17 protein-coding genes are annotated in these 18,739 nt (G+C 72.9%); 10 read left to right on the forward strand and 7 right to left on the reverse strand.

Features of this window, described 5'->3' with window-relative positions; all coding sequences use genetic code 11:
- The first annotated feature begins 136 nt into the window (after positions 1 to 136).
- Positions 137 to 550 (forward strand): SsgA family sporulation/cell division regulator, encoded by a 414-nt coding sequence (locus ACFVST_RS01385; RefSeq protein ID WP_390145655.1) that lies wholly within the window; start codon positions 137 to 139, stop codon positions 548 to 550.
- Between the two features lie 11 nt (positions 551 to 561).
- Here ACFVST_RS01385 and ACFVST_RS01390 read toward each other — a convergent pair whose 3' ends face one another.
- The gene (locus ACFVST_RS01390; RefSeq protein ID WP_390145657.1) at positions 562 to 1,218 is read right to left on the reverse strand and encodes a GPP34 family phosphoprotein; all 657 of its coding nucleotides are present in this window, start codon (positions 1,216 to 1,218) and stop codon (positions 562 to 564) included.
- Between the two features lie 569 nt (positions 1,219 to 1,787).
- On the opposite strand from ACFVST_RS01390, the gene ACFVST_RS01395 reads away from it, so the two are divergent.
- Entirely contained in the window at positions 1,788 to 3,428 is a 1,641-nt protein-coding gene (locus tag ACFVST_RS01395) for an ABC-F family ATP-binding cassette domain-containing protein (protein ID WP_390145659.1), read from the forward strand.
- Positions 3,429 to 3,569: 141 nt separating this feature from the next.
- A complete protein-coding gene (locus tag ACFVST_RS01400; RefSeq protein WP_390145661.1) occupies positions 3,570 to 4,544 on the forward strand; it encodes an acyl-ACP desaturase in 975 nt (324 codons plus the stop codon).
- 131 nt (positions 4,545 to 4,675) lie between these two features.
- Here the strand turns inward: ACFVST_RS01400 and ACFVST_RS01405 are convergent, their stop codons facing one another.
- Both ACFVST_RS01405 and ACFVST_RS01410 read right to left on the reverse strand, forming a co-directional pair.
- Positions 4,676 to 4,924 carry a WhiB family transcriptional regulator gene (locus ACFVST_RS01405; RefSeq protein WP_390145663.1) on the reverse strand — a complete coding sequence of 83 codons (249 nt, stop codon included), beginning with the start codon at positions 4,922 to 4,924 and terminating at the stop codon, positions 4,676 to 4,678.
- A 266-nt stretch (positions 4,925 to 5,190) separates the two neighbouring features.
- Entirely contained in the window at positions 5,191 to 5,976 is a 786-nt protein-coding gene (locus ACFVST_RS01410) for a VOC family protein (protein WP_390145665.1), read from the reverse strand.
- Between the two features lie 378 nt (positions 5,977 to 6,354).
- Between ACFVST_RS01410 and ACFVST_RS01415 the strand changes: the two genes are divergently transcribed.
- Complete coding sequence (locus ACFVST_RS01415) at positions 6,355 to 7,569, forward strand: glycoside hydrolase family 64 protein (RefSeq protein ID WP_390145667.1); 1,215 nt, start codon at positions 6,355 to 6,357, stop codon at positions 7,567 to 7,569.
- A gap of 3 nt (positions 7,570 to 7,572) precedes the next feature.
- Here ACFVST_RS01415 and ACFVST_RS01420 read toward each other — a convergent pair whose 3' ends face one another.
- Both ACFVST_RS01420 and ligD read right to left on the reverse strand, forming a co-directional pair.
- A complete protein-coding gene (locus tag ACFVST_RS01420; protein WP_390145669.1) occupies positions 7,573 to 8,610 on the reverse strand; it encodes a LacI family DNA-binding transcriptional regulator in 1,038 nt (345 codons plus the stop codon).
- An 83-nt stretch (positions 8,611 to 8,693) separates the two neighbouring features.
- Positions 8,694 to 9,713, reverse strand: coding sequence for a non-homologous end-joining DNA ligase (ligD, locus tag ACFVST_RS01425; protein WP_390145671.1), 1,020 nt, complete (start codon positions 9,711 to 9,713; stop codon positions 8,694 to 8,696).
- Between the two features lie 64 nt (positions 9,714 to 9,777).
- Between ligD and ACFVST_RS01430 the strand changes: the two genes are divergently transcribed.
- The 3 genes from ACFVST_RS01430 (at position 9,778) to ACFVST_RS01440 (ending at position 12,779) form a co-directional block, all read left to right on the forward strand.
- Entirely contained in the window at positions 9,778 to 10,839 is a 1,062-nt protein-coding gene (locus ACFVST_RS01430; protein WP_390145673.1) for an ATP-dependent DNA ligase, read from the forward strand.
- Between the two features lie 93 nt (positions 10,840 to 10,932).
- On the forward strand, positions 10,933 to 11,862 hold the full coding sequence (locus tag ACFVST_RS01435) for a DUF3048 domain-containing protein (RefSeq protein WP_390145675.1): 930 nt from the start codon (positions 10,933 to 10,935) through the stop codon (positions 11,860 to 11,862).
- A gap of 107 nt (positions 11,863 to 11,969) precedes the next feature.
- On the forward strand, positions 11,970 to 12,779 hold the full coding sequence (locus ACFVST_RS01440; protein WP_390145677.1) for an SDR family NAD(P)-dependent oxidoreductase: 810 nt from the start codon (positions 11,970 to 11,972) through the stop codon (positions 12,777 to 12,779).
- 23 nt (positions 12,780 to 12,802) lie between these two features.
- On the opposite strand, the gene ACFVST_RS01445 is transcribed toward ACFVST_RS01440, so the two are convergent.
- Entirely contained in the window at positions 12,803 to 15,478 is a 2,676-nt protein-coding gene (locus tag ACFVST_RS01445; RefSeq protein ID WP_390145679.1) for an ATP-binding protein, read from the reverse strand.
- Positions 15,479 to 15,656: 178 nt separating this feature from the next.
- Between ACFVST_RS01445 and ACFVST_RS01450 the strand changes: the two genes are divergently transcribed.
- The gene (locus ACFVST_RS01450; RefSeq protein WP_390145681.1) at positions 15,657 to 16,631 is read left to right on the forward strand and encodes a DUF2510 domain-containing protein; all 975 of its coding nucleotides are present in this window, start codon (positions 15,657 to 15,659) and stop codon (positions 16,629 to 16,631) included.
- A gap of 69 nt (positions 16,632 to 16,700) precedes the next feature.
- On the opposite strand, the gene ACFVST_RS01455 is transcribed toward ACFVST_RS01450, so the two are convergent.
- Positions 16,701 to 17,726 carry a phospholipid scramblase-related protein gene (locus tag ACFVST_RS01455; RefSeq protein WP_390145683.1) on the reverse strand — a complete coding sequence of 342 codons (1,026 nt, stop codon included), beginning with the start codon at positions 17,724 to 17,726 and terminating at the stop codon, positions 16,701 to 16,703.
- Positions 17,727 to 17,972: 246 nt separating this feature from the next.
- On the opposite strand from ACFVST_RS01455, the gene ACFVST_RS01460 reads away from it, so the two are divergent.
- A complete protein-coding gene (locus ACFVST_RS01460; protein ID WP_390145685.1) occupies positions 17,973 to 18,212 on the forward strand; it encodes a hypothetical protein in 240 nt (79 codons plus the stop codon).
- A gap of 124 nt (positions 18,213 to 18,336) precedes the next feature.
- On the forward strand, positions 18,337 to 18,732 hold the full coding sequence (locus ACFVST_RS01465; RefSeq protein ID WP_390145687.1) for a CU044_2847 family protein: 396 nt from the start codon (positions 18,337 to 18,339) through the stop codon (positions 18,730 to 18,732).
- Positions 18,733 to 18,739: the final 7 nt, after the last annotated feature.

The following is an 18,739-nucleotide window of genomic DNA, read 5'->3' on the forward strand; positions in this document are numbered from 1 at the left end:
TGACAGAGGTCACTCTCGTCCGGTCGGCACGGATCGGCCTCGTTGTGCGTCTCTTCTGATGCGGGGTGGTGCGGTCGCCCCGCGTCCGAGCCGTCCGAACCGGCCGGGCGCCATGCCGTCAGCAGGGAGCAGGGCGATGTCCAACGTCATCGAACAAGCCGTAGAGGCCCGCCTGGTCGCCGCAGCACCGCGGATGCCCACCATTCCCGCCACCCTCGCCTACGACCGGTCCGACCCCTTCGCGGTACGGATGACCTTCCCCGCCCCGGCCACCCTGGAGAACGTCGAGGTCTGCTGGACGTTCGCCCGCGACCTCCTCGCCACCGGCCTCCGCAAACCCTGCGGCCTGGGCGACGTACGCATCCGGCCCTACGGGTACGACCGCACGGTGCTGGAGTTCCACGCGCCGGAGGGCACCGCTGTGGTGCATGTGCGGGGGCATGAGCTGCGGCGGTTCCTCGCGCGGACGGAGAAGTCGGTGCCGCGGGGCGAGGAGTGCCTGTACCTCGGCCTGGACGAGGACCTGGCGGCGCTCCTCCGCGAGGCCTGAGCAGCGCTCTCTCACGCCGCGCTGAGCGCCGTGCACAACCGGTGCAGGACGCCGGGCGGGAGAGCGGTGCTCTCGGCGCGAGCGGTGAGCGCGGCCCGCCGTTCCACCCCGGTCCCCGGCGCCGCCCCGGCCGCCTCCGCGAGCACCGCCAACAGCGCCTCCCCGGCCGGCAGCTCCCCCAACGGCCCCGCGCCGCCCAGCACTTCAGCGATCCGGACCCGCAGCCGCACCGCCCGCTCACCGTCCGCCGCCGCATAGGACACGGCCGGGAAGACACCGAGTACGCGGCGGTGGTGGGCGGCCAGTTCACCGGATGCGGCGAGGCGGGCGCAGACCGGGTCGAGGGTGCGCCGGGCCCTGCTGTGGACCCAGGCGCCCCAGGTCCGCGGCACCGACTCGGCCACCAGCTCCAGCAGCCCGTCCAGTACCGGATCGTCGCAGCGGGCGTCCGGGTCGGCGGGGGTGGCGATGCCCGCGTCGTCGGTGAGCAGTCCGCGCAGCGCCAGTTCGGCCAGGGCACCGGCACGGACGGCGGGCGCCGCCGCGGACGGTTCCGGCGCGAGCAGGCAGAGCAGCACCGGCAGGGAGTCCCGCCCGCAGCGTGCGGCGCCGGAGCCTTCGCGGCCCGCGCGGGGCTCGGCACCCTCGGACACATCGGCCTCCTCCACATCAGCCTCCTCGCACGCAACGCACGCCCGGCGGGACCAGGCGGATCGGTGAACCCGGTGAACCCGGTGCACCCGACGGCCCCGGCAGACCCGGCAGGCACCCTGAGCGCAGTGAACACCCGCCGCGCGCCCTGAGCACCCGGGGCGGCCACGAGGAGCGCACGCGAAGCGCACCAGGCAGCACGCCGGGCAGCGCAATGCGCCCGATATTCCTTTGACAGCATCCGCCGCCCGCTCGTACCGTCATCCACGTCCTGTTGTCGCCGAACGGAGAAGGCGTTGCTCGTCTGAGGTTTGCGGACACCCCTTTCGCACGGCCCTGTATCGGTTGCCGTGCGCGCGGTGTGCGACCTCGGCTGTTGAGCCGCCTCCCCGACACAGGGCCCGCCCCGGGATCTCTCCCCAGGGCTTCCATCCGCCTCAAGGCCGCCTCCGGCGCCGCGGGCCGGTGATACGGCGCCCACGTCGGCCCCGCGGCCCCGCACCCCGGCCCGCGCCGACCGCACCAGGTGTCCCGCACTCGCTGTATGCGTCGCCCCTCGACCACTTCCAGCAACCGCGAGGCCCCCTTGACCACCCATCCCGGCACCACCGCGTCCGTCACCTGCTCCGCCCTCGGCTTCGGCTGGCCCGACGGCACCCCCGTCTTCGACGGACTCCAGACCTCTTTCGGGCCCGGCCGCACCGGCCTGATCGGGCTCAACGGCTCAGGGAAATCAACCCTGTTGAAGCTGATCGCGGGTGAACTCACCCCGACCTCCGGCAGCGTCCGCACCCAGGGCGAGGTCGGCTATCTGCCGCAGAACATCACCCTGGACACCGGCCGCCGGGTGGACGACGTCCTCGGTATCGCCGCCACCCGGGCCGCGCTGCACGCCATCGAGGCCGGGGACACCGCCGAGGAGCACTTCACCGCCGTCGGCGACGACTGGGACGTGGAGGAACGCGCGACGGCCACCCTCGGCTCCCTCGGCCTCGGCCATATCGGGCTCGACCGCACCGTCGGGGAGATCTCCGGCGGCGAGTCCGTACTGCTGCGGCTCGCCGCGCTGCTCCTCGCCCGCCCCGAGGTCCTGCTCCTGGACGAACCGACCAACAACCTCGACCTGTACGCCCGCAGACGGCTCCACCAGGCCGTCGCCGCCTGGTCCGGCGTCCTGATCGTGGTCAGCCACGACCGCGAACTCCTGGACCTGGCCGACCAGATCGCCGATCTCCGGGCCGGCACCATCACCTGGTACGGCGGCAACTTCACCGACTACGAGGAGGCCCTGGCCGCCCAGCAGGAAGCCGCCGAACGCACCGTGCGGGCCGCCGAGTCCGACGTACGCCGGCAGAAGCGCGACCTGGCCGACGCCCAGATGAAACTGGCCCGGCGCAAGCGGTACGGGCAGAAGATGAACGAGTCCAAACGCGAACCGAAGATCGTCATGGGGCTGCGCAAGCAGCAGGCCGAGGTGTCCGCGGGCAAGCACCGCGGTCTGCACGAGGAACGCCTCGCCGGTGCCAAGGACCGCCTCGACGAAGCACTCGAAGCGGTCCGCGACGACGACGAGATCCGGATCGACCTCCCGCACACCGCGGTCCCCGCCGGGCGCACCGTCCTCACCCTGCGCGATGCCACCCTGCGCCACGGGGCGCGGGTGGAGGGCGGGTTCGATGTGCACGGGCCGGAGCGGGTGGCACTGCTGGGGCGCAACGGCGCCGGTAAGACGACCCTGTTGCGCACCCTCGCCGGGGAACTCGACCCGGTCGAGGGCGAGGCGTCCGCCCAGGTCCCGCTGAGATTCCTGCCACAGCGGCTCGACGTACTGGAAGACACCCTCAGCGTCGCCGGGAACGTGGCGCGCTTCGCGCCGACCGCGACCAACAACCAGATCCGGGCCCGGCTCGCCCACTTCCTCTTCCGCGGGGCGCGCGCCGACCAGAACGCCGGGACCCTCTCCGGCGGTGAACGCTTCCGGGCCACCCTCGCCACCCTGATGCTCGCCGAGCCCGCCCCGCAACTGCTGATGCTGGACGAACCCACCAACAACCTGGACATGGCCAGCGTCCGCAAGCTCACCAGCGCGCTCGACTCGTACCGGGGCGCGCTGCTCGTCGCCAGCCACGATGTGCCGTTCCTCAGATCGATCGGCATCACCCGCTGGATGCTCCTGGACGGCGGCCTGCACGAGACCGACCCCGACGCGGAGGACCTCCTGACCTGACCCCGCCTGTCCACCAGGTGACCCTGCCCGTCACGGATCCTTACGAAGGGCTTAACCTACGGGTACGTAACCTACGGTCCCGTAGCCTTGGGCTGCGTACCCTGTCGTCCCCGACACCGCTCCCGTCCCCAGGAGTCCTTCGTGACCATCCCTTCCGCTCGCCTCGGCCCGCCGTCCGCCTGGACCGACGCCCGCCTGCTCCTCGCGCTGGAGGAGGTGGTCGCCAAGGAACTGGACCGGCATCTGCGGGTCGCCAAGGACTGGATGCCGCACGAGTATGTGCCGTGGTCCGAGGCGCGCAACTTCCCCGGCTTCTTCGAGGACGGCGAGCCCTGGGAGAAGCAGCAGTCCAAGGTCACCGAGGTGGGCCGGATCGCCCTGGTGGTCAATCTGCTCACCGAGGACAATCTGCCGAGCTACCACCACGAGATCGCCACCCTCTTCGGCCGGGACGGCGCCTGGGGCACCTGGGTGCACCGCTGGACCGCCGAGGAGGGCCGGCACGGCATCGTGATGCGGGACTATCTGCTGGCGTCCCGCGCCGTGGACCCGGACCAGTTGGAAGCGTTCCGGATGTCGCATATGTCGGAGGGCTTCGAGTCGGACAACCGGCACTCGATGCTGCACTCCGTCGCCTATGTCGCCTTCCAGGAGCTGGCCACGCGGATCTCGCACCGCAACACCGGCCACCAGTCCGGCGACCCGGTCTGCGACCGGATGCTGTCCCGGATCGCCACCGACGAGAACCTGCACATGGTGTTCTACCGGAACCTGCTGGCGTCCGCCCTGGAACTCGCGCCGGACCTGGCGATGCAGGCGATCCGCGATGTGGTCGTCGGCTTCCGGATGCCGGGGCACGGCATCCCCGGCTTCGAGCGGGCCGCCGCGCAGATGGCCATCGGCGAGGTCTACAACCTGCGCATCCACCACGACGATGTGCTCCAGCCCGTACTCCGCTTCCTCAAGGTGATGGAGATCGACGGGCTCGGCCCCGAAGGCCGCCACGCCCAGGAGGAGTTGGGGCTGTTCCTCGGCGGTCTGGACGACCAGGCCCGCGCCTTCGACGAGAAGCTCGCCGCCCGCAAGGCCCGGATGGCGGCCCGCGCGGCCGGATGACACACCAGGGCACGCCGAGAGCGGCGGCACCCGGTACGGCCGGGGCCGCCGCTCGGCCGTTGCGCGCGACGCGGGGCGGCGGCTCGGCGGCTCAGGGTACGGCCGTGCGCACCCTGAACTGACCTGGCCGCTCAGTGCCGTTGGCCCCGGCGCAGGCTGAGCCGCTCCTTCTCGGAGAGGCCGCCCCAGACGCCGAAGCGTTCATCGTTGTCGAGGGCGTACTCCAGGCAGGCAGGGCGCATCTCGCAGAGCTGGCAGATGCGCTTGGCCTCGCGTACGGAACTGCCGGGCTCGGGGAAGAAGAAATCGGGCCCGGTCTGTGCGCACAGGGCATCGGACTGCCAGGCGAGGTCGGGGCCGACGGTGCTGTCGATCTGCATGACGCCGATCGTTGCGCGCACCGAAAAACAACCGATCAACACCTGATCAACGCCGGCGTCAACCCGGCGCGCCCGAGGCCCACTTGGGGCGCCCGGAAGCCAGGCCGGTACGACCTCGGGAACCGGCAACGTACAGCCCGGTCCCCGGCGAGGGACAACCGGCGCGCCAGGGGCGCCGCGGGAGAACCGCACGGCACCGGCGCGGCCGGCCGCACCCCGCTCGCGGACGGACCCCGCCCCTCAACTCCTCGTATCGGATGGGCCTTTCACTGCCGGGGCAGTGGCTTGATCACGGCGAAGCGCGCCCCGTGCGCATCGGCGAGCTGGGCGATCCGGCCGACGTCGGGAACATCGGCGGCGGCCCCGCGTACCGTGCCGCCGAGCGCCTCGGTACGGGCGACGATGGCGTCGGCGTCCTCCACGGTGAAATAGGGCTGCCAGTACGGGCCGGAGGCGTGCGCGTCCATGTCGACCGAGACGATGCCGCCGAACATGGAGCTCTCCTCGGTGCCCGCCGGACGCACCATCGAGTAGACGGAGCCGCCGGGCATCTCGGTGTCGGAGACGCCCCAGCCGAAGACGGCGCCGTAGAAGCGCTTGGCCTCGGTGACATCGCCGGCGTACAGCTCGGTCCAGACCATGCTGCCGACGTCCATGGTCTCTTCCAGCCCCTTGTTGGCGGCGGGCTGCCAGACGCCGAACTGGGCGCCGGACGGGTCCGCGTAGATCGCCATGCTGCCCTGGTCCATCACCTGCATCGGCTTGACCCGGACCGCTCCGCCGGACTCCTCGACCTTGGCCGTGGTGCGCTCCGCGTCGGAGGTCTGGAAGTACACGCCCCAGGCGGGCGGGCCCTGCTCCGGCGGGACCTGCATCCCGCCGGCGACGACCTTCCCGTCGAGCCGGAACATGCCGTACCCGCCGACCTCGGGACCGCCGGCCTCGAAGCTCCAGCCGAGCAGGCCGCGGTAGAAGGCGGCGGCGGCTTCGATGTCGGGTGTGCCGAGATCGATCCAGCTCGGCTGGCCGTCGACGTACTGCGTGGTGGTCATGGTGCCTCCCTGTTCGCATCGGAGGCGTCCGCCCGCCCAGGGTCACAGCTGCCCTGAATCACAGCGGACACCCGCTTTCCCCCACTTCCTCACCGAGTCTTCCACCCGCCACCGACAATCGCCCTTCCGGCAGACACGGAGCGTGAGCGTCCGCCGGGTGCCGAGGTCGGGCGGGGTGCCGGCGGGCGGTCCGGACCGGAACCCAACTCCGTTGCCGTGCCGTCGACTTGTGTCGCCGAAAAGTTGATGAGAGCGCTCTCTGCGTCAACTCTTGACGTGTCCGTTCAACGCCGCAACAGTGGGCTCCGCCGGCGCTCACCATCCCCACACCCCCATCCACCCGCGCCCGCACTCCCCCCCACACCCCAGGAGTTTCACGTGATCTCCCGTCGACTCTTCCTGTCCTCCGCGGCCGCCGCCGCGACCGCCGCCAGCTACCCCGTGTGGGGCGGCGCCCTCAGCCCCCGCGCCTCGGCCGCCCCCGCCACCTGCGAACTCGCGCTCCAGAACAAGTCGCTCCCGGGCGAGGTCCGCGCCTATGTCACCGGGCACGAGCAGGGCAGCGACGCCTGGGTCCTGCTCAAGGCGGACGGCAGCGTGTACCGGCCGGATTCCCCGTCCGCCCCGCAGACCCCGCTGCCCGAGGACTGCTCGATCCCGCTGGGCGCGGCCGGCGCGGAGCCGAAGGTGCTGACGCTGCCGCAGATGTACGGCGCCCGCGTCTACTTCGTCCGCGACGACACCCTCGACTTCTTCCTCAACCCGGGCCCCGCCCTGGTCGAGCCCGCCTTCGCCACCCCGTCCGACCCGAACTACGGCAGGACCTGGTCGTTCTGCGAATTCACCTTCAACCCCGAGCAGTTGTACGCCAACATCAGCTATGTCGACCTGGTGACCGCGCTGCCGATCGGGCTGACGCTGGAGGGCGACACCACGCACACCGTGGACCCGCTGCCGGACGGCGCCGTGGACCGGATCGCGGACGATCTCGCCGCGCAGGCCGGCAAGGACGGGCAGCCCTGGGACAAGCTGGTCATCCGCGGCGGCGACGGCAAGGTGCTGCGGGTCATCTCACCGCAGAACCTGATGGCCGCGGACGGCGGCGGCCCCTTCGCCGACCTGTGGAGCGGCTACGCCGACCAGGTCTGGGAGAAGTACCGCTCCACCGACCTCCGGATCGATCTCCAGGGCGGCCGGGGTGTGCTCACCGGCCGGGTCAGCGGTGACACCCTCACCTTCGAGGGCGGCCACACCTTCACCAAGCCGGACTCCAAGTCCGTCTTCACCTGCAACGACGGCCCGTTCGCCAACAACCCCGACGACCCGGACGACAAGAAGGCGCTGCTGGCCCGGATCGCCGCGGGCTTCAACCGCAGCATCATGCTCACCCACCCCGAGCAGCCCAACGGCACCACCGCCGCCGACTACTACCAGGACCAGGTCACCAACCACTACGCCCGCGTGGTGCACGCCAACTCGCCCATCGGGTACGCCTTCCCGTACGACGACGTGGTGCCGGACGGCGAGCCGGACTCCTCCGGTGCCGCCAACGACGGCAACCCGCGGCGGTTCACGGTGACCGTGGGCGCCTGAGCGTCAGGCGGAGGCGCGTCGGACCAGGGTGGTCTCCAGTACCACCGAGGACGGCGCGGCCTCCGCCCCGGGCTCCGGGGGGCGGCCGTCGTCCAGCAGCATCCGGGCCATCAACCGGCCCATGCCCTCGATGTCCTGGCGGACCGTGGTCAGCGGCGGATCGCTCTCCTCCGCCACATGCCGCATATCGTCGAACCCGGCCACCGCCACGTCCTCCGGTACCCGCAGCCCGCGCTGCCGCAGCACCCGCAGGGCGCCCACCGCGGACAGGTCGTTGGCGGCGAACACCGCGTCCAGGTCGGGGCAGCGGTCCAGCAGCGCCCGCATCGCGCGCTCGCCGCCCGCGGGGGTGAAGTCGCCGGGCTCGACGAGGCGCGGATCGCCGTCCCCACACACCTCGCGGAAGCCGTCCCGCCGGTCCACCGCGGACGTCTGGTCCAGCGGCCCGGTGATGTGCGCGATGCGGCGCCGCCCCAGCCCCGCCAGATGCCGTACCGCGTCCCGGGCGCCGCCCCGGTTGTCGCAGTCGACATAGCGGACGCCGGCCGGATCGGCGGTGCCGTCGGGGCGGCCGCCGAAGACGATGGGGACGCCGCTGTCGCGGAGGATGCCCGGCAGCGGGTCGTCCAGGTGGAGCGAGAAGGCGAGGGCGCCGTCCACATGGCCGCCCGCGAGATAGCGTCCGACCCGCGCGTAGTCGTCCGGGCCTTCGGTGAGCAGCAGGACCAACTGCGAGTCCTGGGCGGTGAGTTCCTTGCTGATGCCGCGCAGTTGGAGGCCGAAGAAGGGGTCCGCGAAGACCCTCGCCTCGGGTTCCGCCACCACCACCGCGATCGCGTCGTGCCGCCGGGTGACCAGGCTGCGGGCCGCCTGGTTGGGCACATAGCCCAGCTCCTCGACGGCCCGGCGCACCCGCTCGGCGAGCGGGGCACGGACCGCGGTGCTGCCGTTGACGACCCGGGAGACGGTGGCCCGCGAGACCCCGGCCCGCGTGGCCACGGCCTCCAGGGTGGGCCGCTGCCCGGTACTCGACTCACTCACCGCTGGCTCCCGGTCGGATCGGCTGCTGATGCCGAACACACCCTACGGGCAGGCGGGTTGGGGTTTGCGCCCCGGCGGGAGGGTCAGCGGCGGGCGCGGCTGGGCTGGACTCGGAGGGGTTCGCCGGGCATCTTGGGGTACTCCGGCGGGTACGGCAGATCGCCCAGGCCGTGGTCGTGCTCGTCGCGGCGGGCGAGGTCCAGCAGCGAGTCCAGGGTGAAGCGGTGGTCGTCCATGTCGGCGTGCACATCGCCGAGTTCGGCGTAGCGGGCCGGCATGGTGGCGAGGTCGAAGTCGCGCGGGACGACGTCGTCCAGCTCCTCCCACCGCAGCGGGGCGGAGACCGGGGCGTGCGGGTGGGGGCGGATCGAGTAGGCGGAAGCGATGGTGCGGTCGCGGGCGGTCTGGTTGTAGTCGACGAAGATCCGCTCGCCGCGTTCCTCCTTCCACCACTTGATGGTGACGCGGTCCGGCATCCGGCGTTCCAGCTCCCGGCCGCAGGCGATGGCGGCGCGCCGGACCTGGGTGAAGGTCCAGCGGGGCTCGATGGGCACGAAGACGTGCAGGCCGCGGCCGCCGGAGGTCTTGGGCCAGCCGCGCAGGCCGTGTTCGCCGAGGACGGCGCGGAGTTCATGGGCGGCGCGGACGGCGTCCTTGAAGTCGGTGCCGGGCTGCGGGTCGAGGTCGAGGCGGAGTTCGTCGGGGTGGTCGGTGTCCTCGCGCCGTACCGGCCAGGGGTGGAAGGTGAGGGTGCCGTACTGGGCGGCCCAGACGACGGCGGCGACCTCGGTGGGGCACATCTCGTCGGCGTAGCGGCCGCTGGGGAAGGTGATGTGGGCGGTGGGGATCCAGTCGGGCATGTTCTTCGGGGCCCGCTTCTGGAAGAAGGACTCGCCGGCGACGCCCTCGGGGTAGCGCTGGAGGGTGGTCGGGCGGTCGCGCAGCGCGCGGACGACGCCGTCGCCGACGGCGAGGTAGTAGCGGGCCACGTCCAGCTTGGTGAAGCCGCGTTCCGGAAAGAAGACCTTGTCGGGGCTGGACAGCCGTACCGTGCGGTCGCCCGCCTGGAGTTCGATCGCCGCGCCCTTGCCGCTTGCACCCATGCGGCAACGGTAGGCCGCACCCCGTCGGCACGCATATCGGCGGATACGGGGGCAGAATCGCGGCATGGACCTTCCGGTGATGCCGCCCGTGAAACCGATGCTCGCCAAGCCGGTGGCTCGTATCCCGCCCGGGATGCAGTACGAGGCGAAGTGGGACGGCTTCCGGGCGATCGTGTTCCGGGACGGCGGCGAGCTGGAGCTGGGCAGCCGTACCGGTAAGCCGCTCACCCGGTACTTTCCCGAGCTGGTGGCGGCGCTGGCACAGCGGCTGCCGCGGCGGTGCGTGGTGGACGGCGAGATCGTGGTGGCGCGGGAGGGGCGGCTGGACTTCGACGCGCTCTCCGAGCGGATCCACCCGGCGGACTCCCGGGTGCGGACCCTCGCGGAGCGCACGCCGGCCTCGTTCGTGGTGTTCGACCTGCTGGCGCTGGGTGAGCGGTCGCTGCTGGCGGAACCGCAGGCGGAGCGCCGGGCCGCGTTGGAGGAGGCGCTGGCGGGGGTGTCGCCGCCGCTGCATCTGGCGCCGGCGACCACGGACACCGAGGTGGCGCAGCGCTGGTTCGAGGAGTACGAGGGGGCGGGTCTGGACGGGGTGGTGGCGAAGCCGCTGTCGCTGCCGTACCGGCAGAACGAGCGGGTGATGTTCAAGGTCAAGCACGAGCGGACCGCGGACTGTGTGGTGGCGGGCTACCGGCACCACAAGTCCGGGCCGGTGGTGGGTTCGCTGCTGCTGGGCCTGTATGACACGGGCGGGGTGCTCCAGCATGTGGGGGTGTGCGCCGCGTTCTCGATGAGGCGGCGGGCGGAGCTGGTGGCGGAGTTGGAGCCGCTGCGGATGGAGTCGGCGGCGGAGCATCCGTGGGCGGCCTGGACCGAGGAGGAGGCGCACACCTCGTCCCGGATGCCGGGCGCCCCGAGCCGCTGGACCGGGAAGAAGGACCTCTCGTGGATCCCGCTGCGCCCGGAGCGGGTGTGCGAGGTGGCGTACGACCACATGGAGAACGGGCAGCGCTTCCGGCACACGGCCCGCTTCCGCCGCTGGCGCCCGGACCGGGCCCCGGGCGACTGCACCTATGCGCAGTTGGAGGAACCGGTGCGCTACGACCTGTCCCGCATCCTCGGCTGATCCGGCCCGCCCGCACAACTGCCGTTCGGCGGGCCGGAGTTCGGCTACCGCGGCCTACGCTTGGGGGAACGGCGAACCGGGGGGGTGCGGGTGATGGTCCGATCGGGACGGTTGCTGACGGCGGTGGTGACGGTGGTGCTGCTGACGGCGGGATGCACCACGGCCGGGCAGCCGGGCGAGGACGGCCAGGGGTCCGCTGCGCCCGGCGGGCCGATCCTCGCGGTGAAGGTCGACAATGTGGCCGCCGCCCGCCCGCAGACCGCTCTCGCGGAGGCGGACGTGGTCTACGCGGAGCAGGTGGAGGGCGGGCTGAGCCGCCTGATGGCGCTCTACGCGCGGCGGCTCCCGGCGAAGGTGGGACCGGTGCGCAGCGCCCGCGAATCGGACCTGGAGCTGCTGCGCCAGTACGAGCGGCCGGTGCTGGCGTTCTCCGGCGCGCAGTCCAAGCTGCTGCCGCTGATCGACGCGGCCCCGCTGGACGCCCGCCCGCCGGAGCAGGCGCCGCACGCCTACTTCCGGGACGCGGGCCGAGCCGCCCCGCACAACCTCTTCGTCCGGCCCGGGAAGTTGGTGGACCGGACGGCGGGGACGGCGGCGCTGGCGGAGGCCGGGTTCCGGACCGGGCCGGCGCCCTCGGGCGGGAGCGGGGTGACCGAGCGGACGGTGCGTTTTCCGCAGGCGCGGTTCGGTTTCACCTGGTCCCGGTCGCGGCACCGGTGGCTGGTGTCGATGGACGGGCGGCCCGCCCGGGACGGCGACGGCGAGCGGCTCGACGCGGCCACCGTGGTGGTGCAGCGGGTGCGCATCAGGGACTCCCGCTTCCACGACTTCCGCGGCAACCCCACGCCGTACTCGCGGACCACCGGGTCCGGCGGGGGCGAGGTGCTGCGGGACGGGCGGGTCTGGCCGCTGCGCTGGTCGCGGCCCTCGGCGGCGGACGGCACCCGCTTCGGCACCGGGGACGGGCAGCCGGTGGAGTTCGCGCGGGGGCCGGTGTGGGTGGTGCTGGCGCCCGCCGGGTGAGGGCGCTCGCCGGGTGGGACGGGCGTGTTCCGCGGGTGGGACGGGGTACTGGGCGGGTGGGCGCTCCGGCCGGGGGGTGGACGCGCACCCGTGGGAAGGACGTCGCCATGGCCACCGTGCTGGTTACCGGCTCCACCTCGGGCCTGGGCAGGTATCTCGCCCTGGAGCTGGCCCGCGCGGGGCACACCGTGGTGGCGCACGGGCGGGACGCGCACCGCACCGCGCAGTTGGTCGCCCGGATCGACCAGGCGGGCGGCACGACGGCCGCGGTCGTCGCCGATCTGTCCTCGCTGGCCGATGTGCGGGCGCTGGGGCTGCGGGTGGGCGAGGCGCATCCGCGGCTGGACGTCCTGGTCAACAACGCGGGCCTCGGCTTCGGCCCGCCGGGTGCCGGGCGGGAGACCGGGGCCGACGGGCATGAGCTGCGGCTGACGGTGAACTATCTGGCGCCGGTACTGCTGACCCGCACCCTGCTGCCCGTACTGCGCGCCGCCGGCCCGTCCCGCGTCGTCAATGTGGGGTCCGCCGGACAGGAGCCGGTCGACCTCGGCGATCTGGACCTGGTGCGCGGCTACGACGGGCGGACCGCGTACCGGCGCAGCAAGTTCGCGCTGGCCGCGCACACCTTCACGCTGGCGGAGGAGCTGAGCGGGGGGCCGGTCACGGCCAATGTGGTGCATCCGGCGACGTTCATGGACACCGCGATGGTGCGGGAGGGCGGTATCGCCCCGCTGTCCTCGGTGCACGACGGGGTGGCGGGGGTGCTGGAGTTGGCGGTGGGCGGGGCGGGCGGCGCGTACAACGGGGCCTATTTCGAGGGCACTGAGGAGGGCAGGGCCCATCCGAGTGCCTACGACCCGCGGCTGCGGGCGGAGTTGGCCGCGGCCACCGAGGGGATGCTCCGCGACTTCCTCTGAACTCGCTTGCCGATACTGCCCGTTCAGCGCAGGCCGCGGCCGGTGTCCAGGACGGCTCGGGCGCGGGCCGCGAGTCCGTCGGCGCCGCAGGACCGCGCCAGGGTGAGGCCGCGGCTGAGTTCGGTGACCGAGCGGGCCGAGATGCCGTACTCGACGCGGGCCACGGCGTGCTCGTAGGAGCAGGGCGAGGCCTCCAGATAGGCGGCGGCCTGGGCGTAGAGGGTGGTGGCGCGCTGGCCTTGGGCGAGGGCGGCGGCGCAGCGCAGGGCTTCACCGATGGCGGTGTCGGTGCCGAATCGTTCGGCTTGGGCGCGGGTGTCGGCGGCGAGGGCGGCGGCCCGGTCCGGGTCCTGGTCGGCGACGGCACGGGCCAGGTCCCCGGCCCAGGGCGCGAGGACGGTGTTGTGCCGCCCCCGGATCGCGGACGCCCGCTCCGCCGCCTCCAGTTCGGTGACGCCCTCCTTGGTGCGGCCCGCGGCCAGCAGCAGCCGACCGCGCACCGAGTGGGCGTCGGGGAGCACGAGGGTGGACGGGTACGGCGGGTGGAAGCCGTAGCGCTGGGCGATCTCCTCGGCGGCCTGGACGCGGCCGCGGGCCAGCAGGGTCTCGATGAGCATACAAGCGGCGTCCCAGTGCATGGGCAGTCTGCGGCCGACGGTGTCCGCGAGGCGCAGCGCCTCCCGCAGATAGCCCTCGGCGTCGGGGAGCCGGCCCCGTCTTCGGTGCACGAAGCCCACGAAGGCGTGGGCCAGGGCGAGATGGCCGCCGCTCCAGCCCGCGCTCTGGTAGGCGTGCAGGGCCTCGGAGAAGAGGCTTTCGGCGCGGTCCAGCCGGTCGGTGAAGGCGTAGGCGGTGCCGAGCATCACCAGGAGTTCGAAGCCCCACTCGGAGTCGGTCCAGCCGAGGCCGGGGGCGAGCCGCCCGTTGACCAGGGCGCGGTCGCAGACCTCGGCGACCTCCTCGGCGCTCTCGCCGCGGGTCATGGCGTCGAATCCGCGCAGGATCAGCAGGGCGCGTTCGGAGTTGTCGCGGCCGGTGAGGGGGCCGGCGAGGACGGCGAGCCGGGCGGAGCGTGCCGGGGCGTCCTGCTCGCAGGCGTGGATGCCCTCCCACATGAAGTGCACCGCCTGGATGCGCAACAGGCCGTCGCCCGGCGGGAGTTGCTGTGCCTCGGTGTCCAGGGTGCGCAGGGCCTCCTCCAGTTGGTCGTTGTGCACCAGGGCCTGGGAGAGGCGGCACACCGCGTCGACGCGCTGTGCCCGGGGCAGGTGCGGGAGCCGGAGGGCGGCGCGGAGGTGGCCGATGGTGGTGGCGGGTGAGGTGAGCAGGGTGGCGCAGCCCAACTCGTAGCGGACCTCGGCCTGGATCTCGGGCAACGGCGGTTCGCGCAGGGCGCGTTCGAGGCAGCGGCGGGCGGCGTCGGGGGCTCCGACGGCGAGGTGTTCGCGGGCGGCCTGCCGCATCTGGTCGACCAGTTCCGGATCGTCGTCGGGGTGGACCTCCAGCAGATGGCGGGCGGCGGCCGCGGCCCCGCGCCCGGACTGGGTGACGGCCCAGGCGGCCCGCCCGTGCATCGCGGTACGGGCGGCCTCGGGTATCGCGCCGTAGACCGCGGAGGCGATCAGCGAGTGGACGAACTCCAGCCTGGTGGGCGGGACTTCGGCCGGGTCGGCGGGGCGCAGGATGCGGGCGGTGTCGAGCAGTCCGGCACAGTGGTGGGCCTCTTCGGCGCCGAGGCCGGCGAGGGAGGCGGCCAGGTGCAGGTCGATCTCGGTGCCCAGGACGGCGGCGGCCCAGGCGAGGCGGGTGGCGGGGCTGCCGAGGGTTTCGAGGCGGGCGACGAGCCCGTGGCCGCGTGCGGAGCGGTTCAGTTCGCGCAGGTGGGGCGCCGAGTCCTCCACCGGCGCCAGTTCGCTGTCCTGCACCTTGGCCAGCAACTCGACGGTCTCATAAGGGTTTCCGGCGGTGACGGCCCACACCTCGCGGCAGAACGCGCCCTCGGCGTGGGCACCGAGCGTGGCCCGGGTGAGACCGGCGGTGGCCTCCGGGGTGAAGGCGCGCAGCATGGTGCGGGGGCGGGCGGCGGCGCCGACCCGGGCCAGGAGTTCGGTGCCGCTGGGGGTGGAGTCGCCGGGCCGGTGCGCCACCACGACCAGTACCGGCAGGTCGTCCACCCGCTCGGCGAACGCGGTGAGCCACTGGAGGGTCTCCAGGTCGGCCCACTGGGCGTCGTCCACGAGCAGCACCAGCGGCCAGTGCACCCGGGCCAGCCGCCGCACCACGGCGACCAGGCTGTTGCAGACGCTCTCCGGATCGGCCCGCCCCGGGGCCGGTTCGGCGATACCGAGGGCGGGGCCCGCGATGCCGTAGCGGTCGCCGAGGTAGGCGCGGGCCTCGTCGCGGGTGAGGGAGACCAGGGCGGGCTGGAGGAGTTGGCGCAGTACGTGGAAGGGGACGGAGGTGACGGTCTCGCCGCCGTGCGCGGACCAGACGGTGCAGCGGCCCTCGGCGATCCGGCGGACCTCGGCGAGCAGCGCGGTCTTCCCGATGCCGGCCTCACCGCGGTAGACGAGCAGGCTGCCGCCGGTGCTGCCGGTGTCGGAGCAGAGGGCGTCCACGGCCGTGGCGGCCAACGCGACCTCCCCGTCGCGTTCCCACAGCGGCGCCCCATGGGCGGCTCTCGGTCGGCCGTGCGTCATCCCGCCTCCTCCGAGTCCCTCAACTGGCCTGCCCCGCTTGAGCGTAGCGGCCGGGGCGCCCGGTCGCACGAGCCGATTCGAACACGGGGGGGCGATGCGGGGGGTGGTACCTCTCGGGTGCCGGGTCCGGCGGTCCCCTCTCATCGGGCTCTCAGTCGGTGCTCTTACTGTTGTGGCCATGACGCAGGTGACTCCTCCCGGCTGGTATCCGGACCCCGGGCAGACAAGCGAAGGCCCCCGCACCGAACGCTGGTGGGACGGCGGTGCCTGGACGGCGCAGACCCGGGCCGCGACGGCACCCGCCCCCGGCGCCCCGGGGCCGCAGTACCAGAGCGCGGCGGTGCCGTACGGGTATCCGTATCCGCCGCCGCCCGGGCCTCGGCGCGGGCTGCGGGTCGGGGTCGCGGTGGGGGTCGCCGTGGTGGTGCTGGCGTGTATAGGCGGCGGGGTGTACGCCCTCGGCACCGGCTCGGGCGGCGGTGACCACCGTGCCGGGCGGCCGCATCCCGCGGGGTCCGAGACGGCGCCCGCCCCGGACGAGCGCGACGGCGACCGGGGCGACGGGGACGGTGGCGCGCCGGAGGAGCCCGGGGCGCCGGAGCCCTCGGTGCCGACGGAGGACGGTTACGCCACGGATCTGGCGTCCGGTATCAGCTTGCCGGTGCCGGACGGGTGGAAGGGCAAGTCGGGCACCGTCGGCGCCGGGGTGATCACCGGTTCGTACACCTGCCCCGGCGGCGGGGACGACAAGTGTGTGCTCGGCGGGGTGTTCTCCGTTCCGGCGCAGGCGCTGAAGCTGAAGCAGACCGGTGCCGAGGCCGCCGCCCGGGCCGACATCGGACCCAACGCCCGCAGTTCGTACGGCGGGGAGACCTACGGGAAGATCGCCTCGCACAAGGTGCTGGCCGAGAAGAAGGTCCGGGTCGCGGGCGGCGACGGCTATCTGGTGCGCTGGCGGGTGAACACCCAGCGGGGCGACGACGGGTATGTGCAGTCGCTGGCGTTCCCCTCGCCGCTGCGCAAGGGGATGCTGGTGGTGGTGCGGTTCGGCTTCGATGTGAACGCCAAGGCGCCGAAGCTGCCGGTGATGGACGAGATCACCGAGGGCATCAAGAAGGCGCCGGCCGGGGCGGGCAACGGCCGCAACGTCTGAACGGCCGCCTAGCTAAGGGGAGTTGACGACTGACCGAGCCGGGACCGGTGCGTGTGCCGCCGGGCTCGGTCAGCCGAGGCCCCGGGCGTCCTGCTTGAGCGCGGTGTCCACGGTGAGGGCGGTGGCCACCACCAGGCTGAGCATCGGCTCGGGCAGCTGGTAGTGGACCTGCAGAACGTAGTTGTCCGCCGTGGTGAACATCGTCTTGGCGAGGCCCTCCCACGTCTTGGTGATCCGGGCCACCTCGTTGTCGGCGTGGTCCACGATGGCGAAGTTCCAGGCCCGCCAGTTCTCCGCGCGGATGGCGCCGATCTGCTGCCCGTTGGCGTTGATGGCGAAGTTGATCTTCCCGATGGCGTTCTGCTGGACGATCTCGCCGACCGGCTGCCCGTCCGGACGCTCCACCACCACCCGGGACTTGATGAACTTGGCGGGCCGGGTCAGCACCAACTGCGGCATCCCGTGCGCATCCCGGATCTCCAACCGGTGCGTCATGTACTGGTCGAGGCTGGACACAAACCGCAGCGCCTTCTTCACACCGCTCTGCCCGACCTCCACCACCGAACCCAGGGTGTTGCCGTGCTGGTCGAAGACGCTGTACTCGTTGGTCAGCTCGATCAGCTTGGCCTTCTGGTTGACCACCAGCACCGGCTCGGAGAAGAGGCTGCCGCCGCCCTGGGCACCCGGCGCGACCCCGGCCTGCTGCTGCACCTGCCGCTGCACCTGCGGGTCCGGACCACTCTGCGGCCGCGCGCCGTAAGCCTGTTGACCGCCGTAGGCCTGCTCACCGCCGTAGGGCTGCTGCCCGCCGTAGGGCTGCTGACCACCGGGGCCCTGCTGCGGCTGACCCGCGTACTGCTGCTGCGGCTGTGCCTGCGGCTGCTGCTGCCCGTACTGCTGCTGGGGCACGGCGTGCTGGGGCTGCTGGGGCTGAGCCTGCTGCGGCTGGGCCGGCTGCTGGGCTTGCTGGGGCTGGGGCTGCTGCTGGTCGGGGTGGGTGTGCTCGGTCCACTGCGAGCCGTCCCACCAGCGCAGCAGTCGCGGGGCGCCGTGGGGGTCCGAGTACCAGCCTGCAGGAACGTTTGGTTGCGTCACGCCCGGCACACTACCCCCCGCCCCCCTCCCGCCGACCAGCGCCGAGGGCCGCCTGTGACATGGACCTCAACCGCTACCGGAGGGTCACTTTTCGCATTCGGGGTCCGCCGCGTGAAGGCCCGACTGTCAGTGGCGGGCGCCATGCTGTGCGGTGGGCGACCGTACGCAGTCGCCCGGACACGCAGACCGGATGACACCGAGGCCGCCCACCGACTCCGGGCGGCACGACGACGGGGAGAGTCGACCATGCCCACCGCCGTACTGACCGAACGTGAACGCACCGCCGTCCAGGCCTATCTGCGCCTGCTGCACACCACTCGCGCCGCCCTCGACACCGCGCCCGGCACCCCGGCACGCCCGCCGCTGGTGCCCCCGGCCGTACTGGCGGAGACCGACCGGGCCCTGACCGAGGCCGGGTTCGCGGGCAACGAGCAGCAGTTGTTCGACCTGCTGCACGCCTGGTGCCCACCACCCGAGGAGCACTGAGACAAGCCAACACCACATCTCCGCAAGTGAGTTGACGTCACGTCACCTCCTGGGGCCTCCGGCTAGGCTTCGGGGGGCCGGGTGGGTGTGCGCGCCGGGGACTGCCCGGGTGGACCGGACCGGTATGGGTGAAGGGCGGGGTGTGATGGGCGAGTTGGTGGCGTTTCCGTTCGGGGACGGCTCGGCCGAGGTCGTGGTGGAGGTACTCGACGATGACGCGGGTGTGACGCTCGCCGCCTCCGGCCCTGACGGGGTGGCCACGGCCGCGCAGGCCTTCGACGCGGGGTTCGCGCGGGTACGGGAGGCGGCGGCGCGTGCGCTGGCGCAGTTGACCACGATGCCGCGCCAACCGGCCGCGGTGGAGCTGGAGTTCGGGGTGAAGCTGAGCGCGCAGGCGGGCGCGGTGATCGCCAAGACGGGGATGGACGGCCACATCAAGATCAAGATGACCTGGGAACGGGATGCGACGGCGGCCGCGGCCCGCGCGGAGGACGACGAGGACGAGGACGACGAGGAGTAGACGGATC

Source organism: Streptomyces sp. NPDC058045, assembly GCF_042885635.1.
Lineage (GTDB): Bacteria > Actinomycetota > Actinomycetes > Streptomycetales > Streptomycetaceae > Streptomyces.

Excerpts from the sequence above, each read along its gene's own strand:
- ACFVST_RS01440 (WP_390145677.1), top strand. The coding sequence starts at position 11,970 with ATGGCCACCGTGCTGGTTACCGGCTCCACCTCGGGCCTGGGCAGGTAT.
- ACFVST_RS01405 (WP_390145663.1), bottom strand. The coding sequence starts at position 4,924 with ATGCAGATCGACAGCACCGTCGGCCCCGACCTCGCCTGGCAGTCCGAT.
- ACFVST_RS01410 (WP_390145665.1), bottom strand. The coding sequence starts at position 5,976 with ATGACCACCACGCAGTACGTCGACGGCCAGCCGAGCTGGATCGATCTC.
- ACFVST_RS01460 (WP_390145685.1), top strand. The coding sequence starts at position 17,973 with ATGCCCACCGCCGTACTGACCGAACGTGAACGCACCGCCGTCCAGGCC.
- ACFVST_RS01445 (WP_390145679.1), bottom strand. The coding sequence starts at position 15,478 with ATGACGCACGGCCGACCGAGAGCCGCCCATGGGGCGCCGCTGTGGGAA.
- ACFVST_RS01450 (WP_390145681.1), top strand. The coding sequence starts at position 15,657 with ATGACGCAGGTGACTCCTCCCGGCTGGTATCCGGACCCCGGGCAGACA.
- ACFVST_RS01435 (WP_390145675.1), top strand. The coding sequence starts at position 10,933 with ATGGTCCGATCGGGACGGTTGCTGACGGCGGTGGTGACGGTGGTGCTG.
- ACFVST_RS01465 (WP_390145687.1), top strand. The coding sequence starts at position 18,337 with ATGGGTGAAGGGCGGGGTGTGATGGGCGAGTTGGTGGCGTTTCCGTTC.
- ACFVST_RS01430 (WP_390145673.1), top strand. The coding sequence starts at position 9,778 with ATGGACCTTCCGGTGATGCCGCCCGTGAAACCGATGCTCGCCAAGCCG.
- ACFVST_RS01385 (WP_390145655.1), top strand. The coding sequence starts at position 137 with ATGTCCAACGTCATCGAACAAGCCGTAGAGGCCCGCCTGGTCGCCGCA.
- ligD (WP_390145671.1), bottom strand. The coding sequence starts at position 9,713 with ATGGGTGCAAGCGGCAAGGGCGCGGCGATCGAACTCCAGGCGGGCGAC.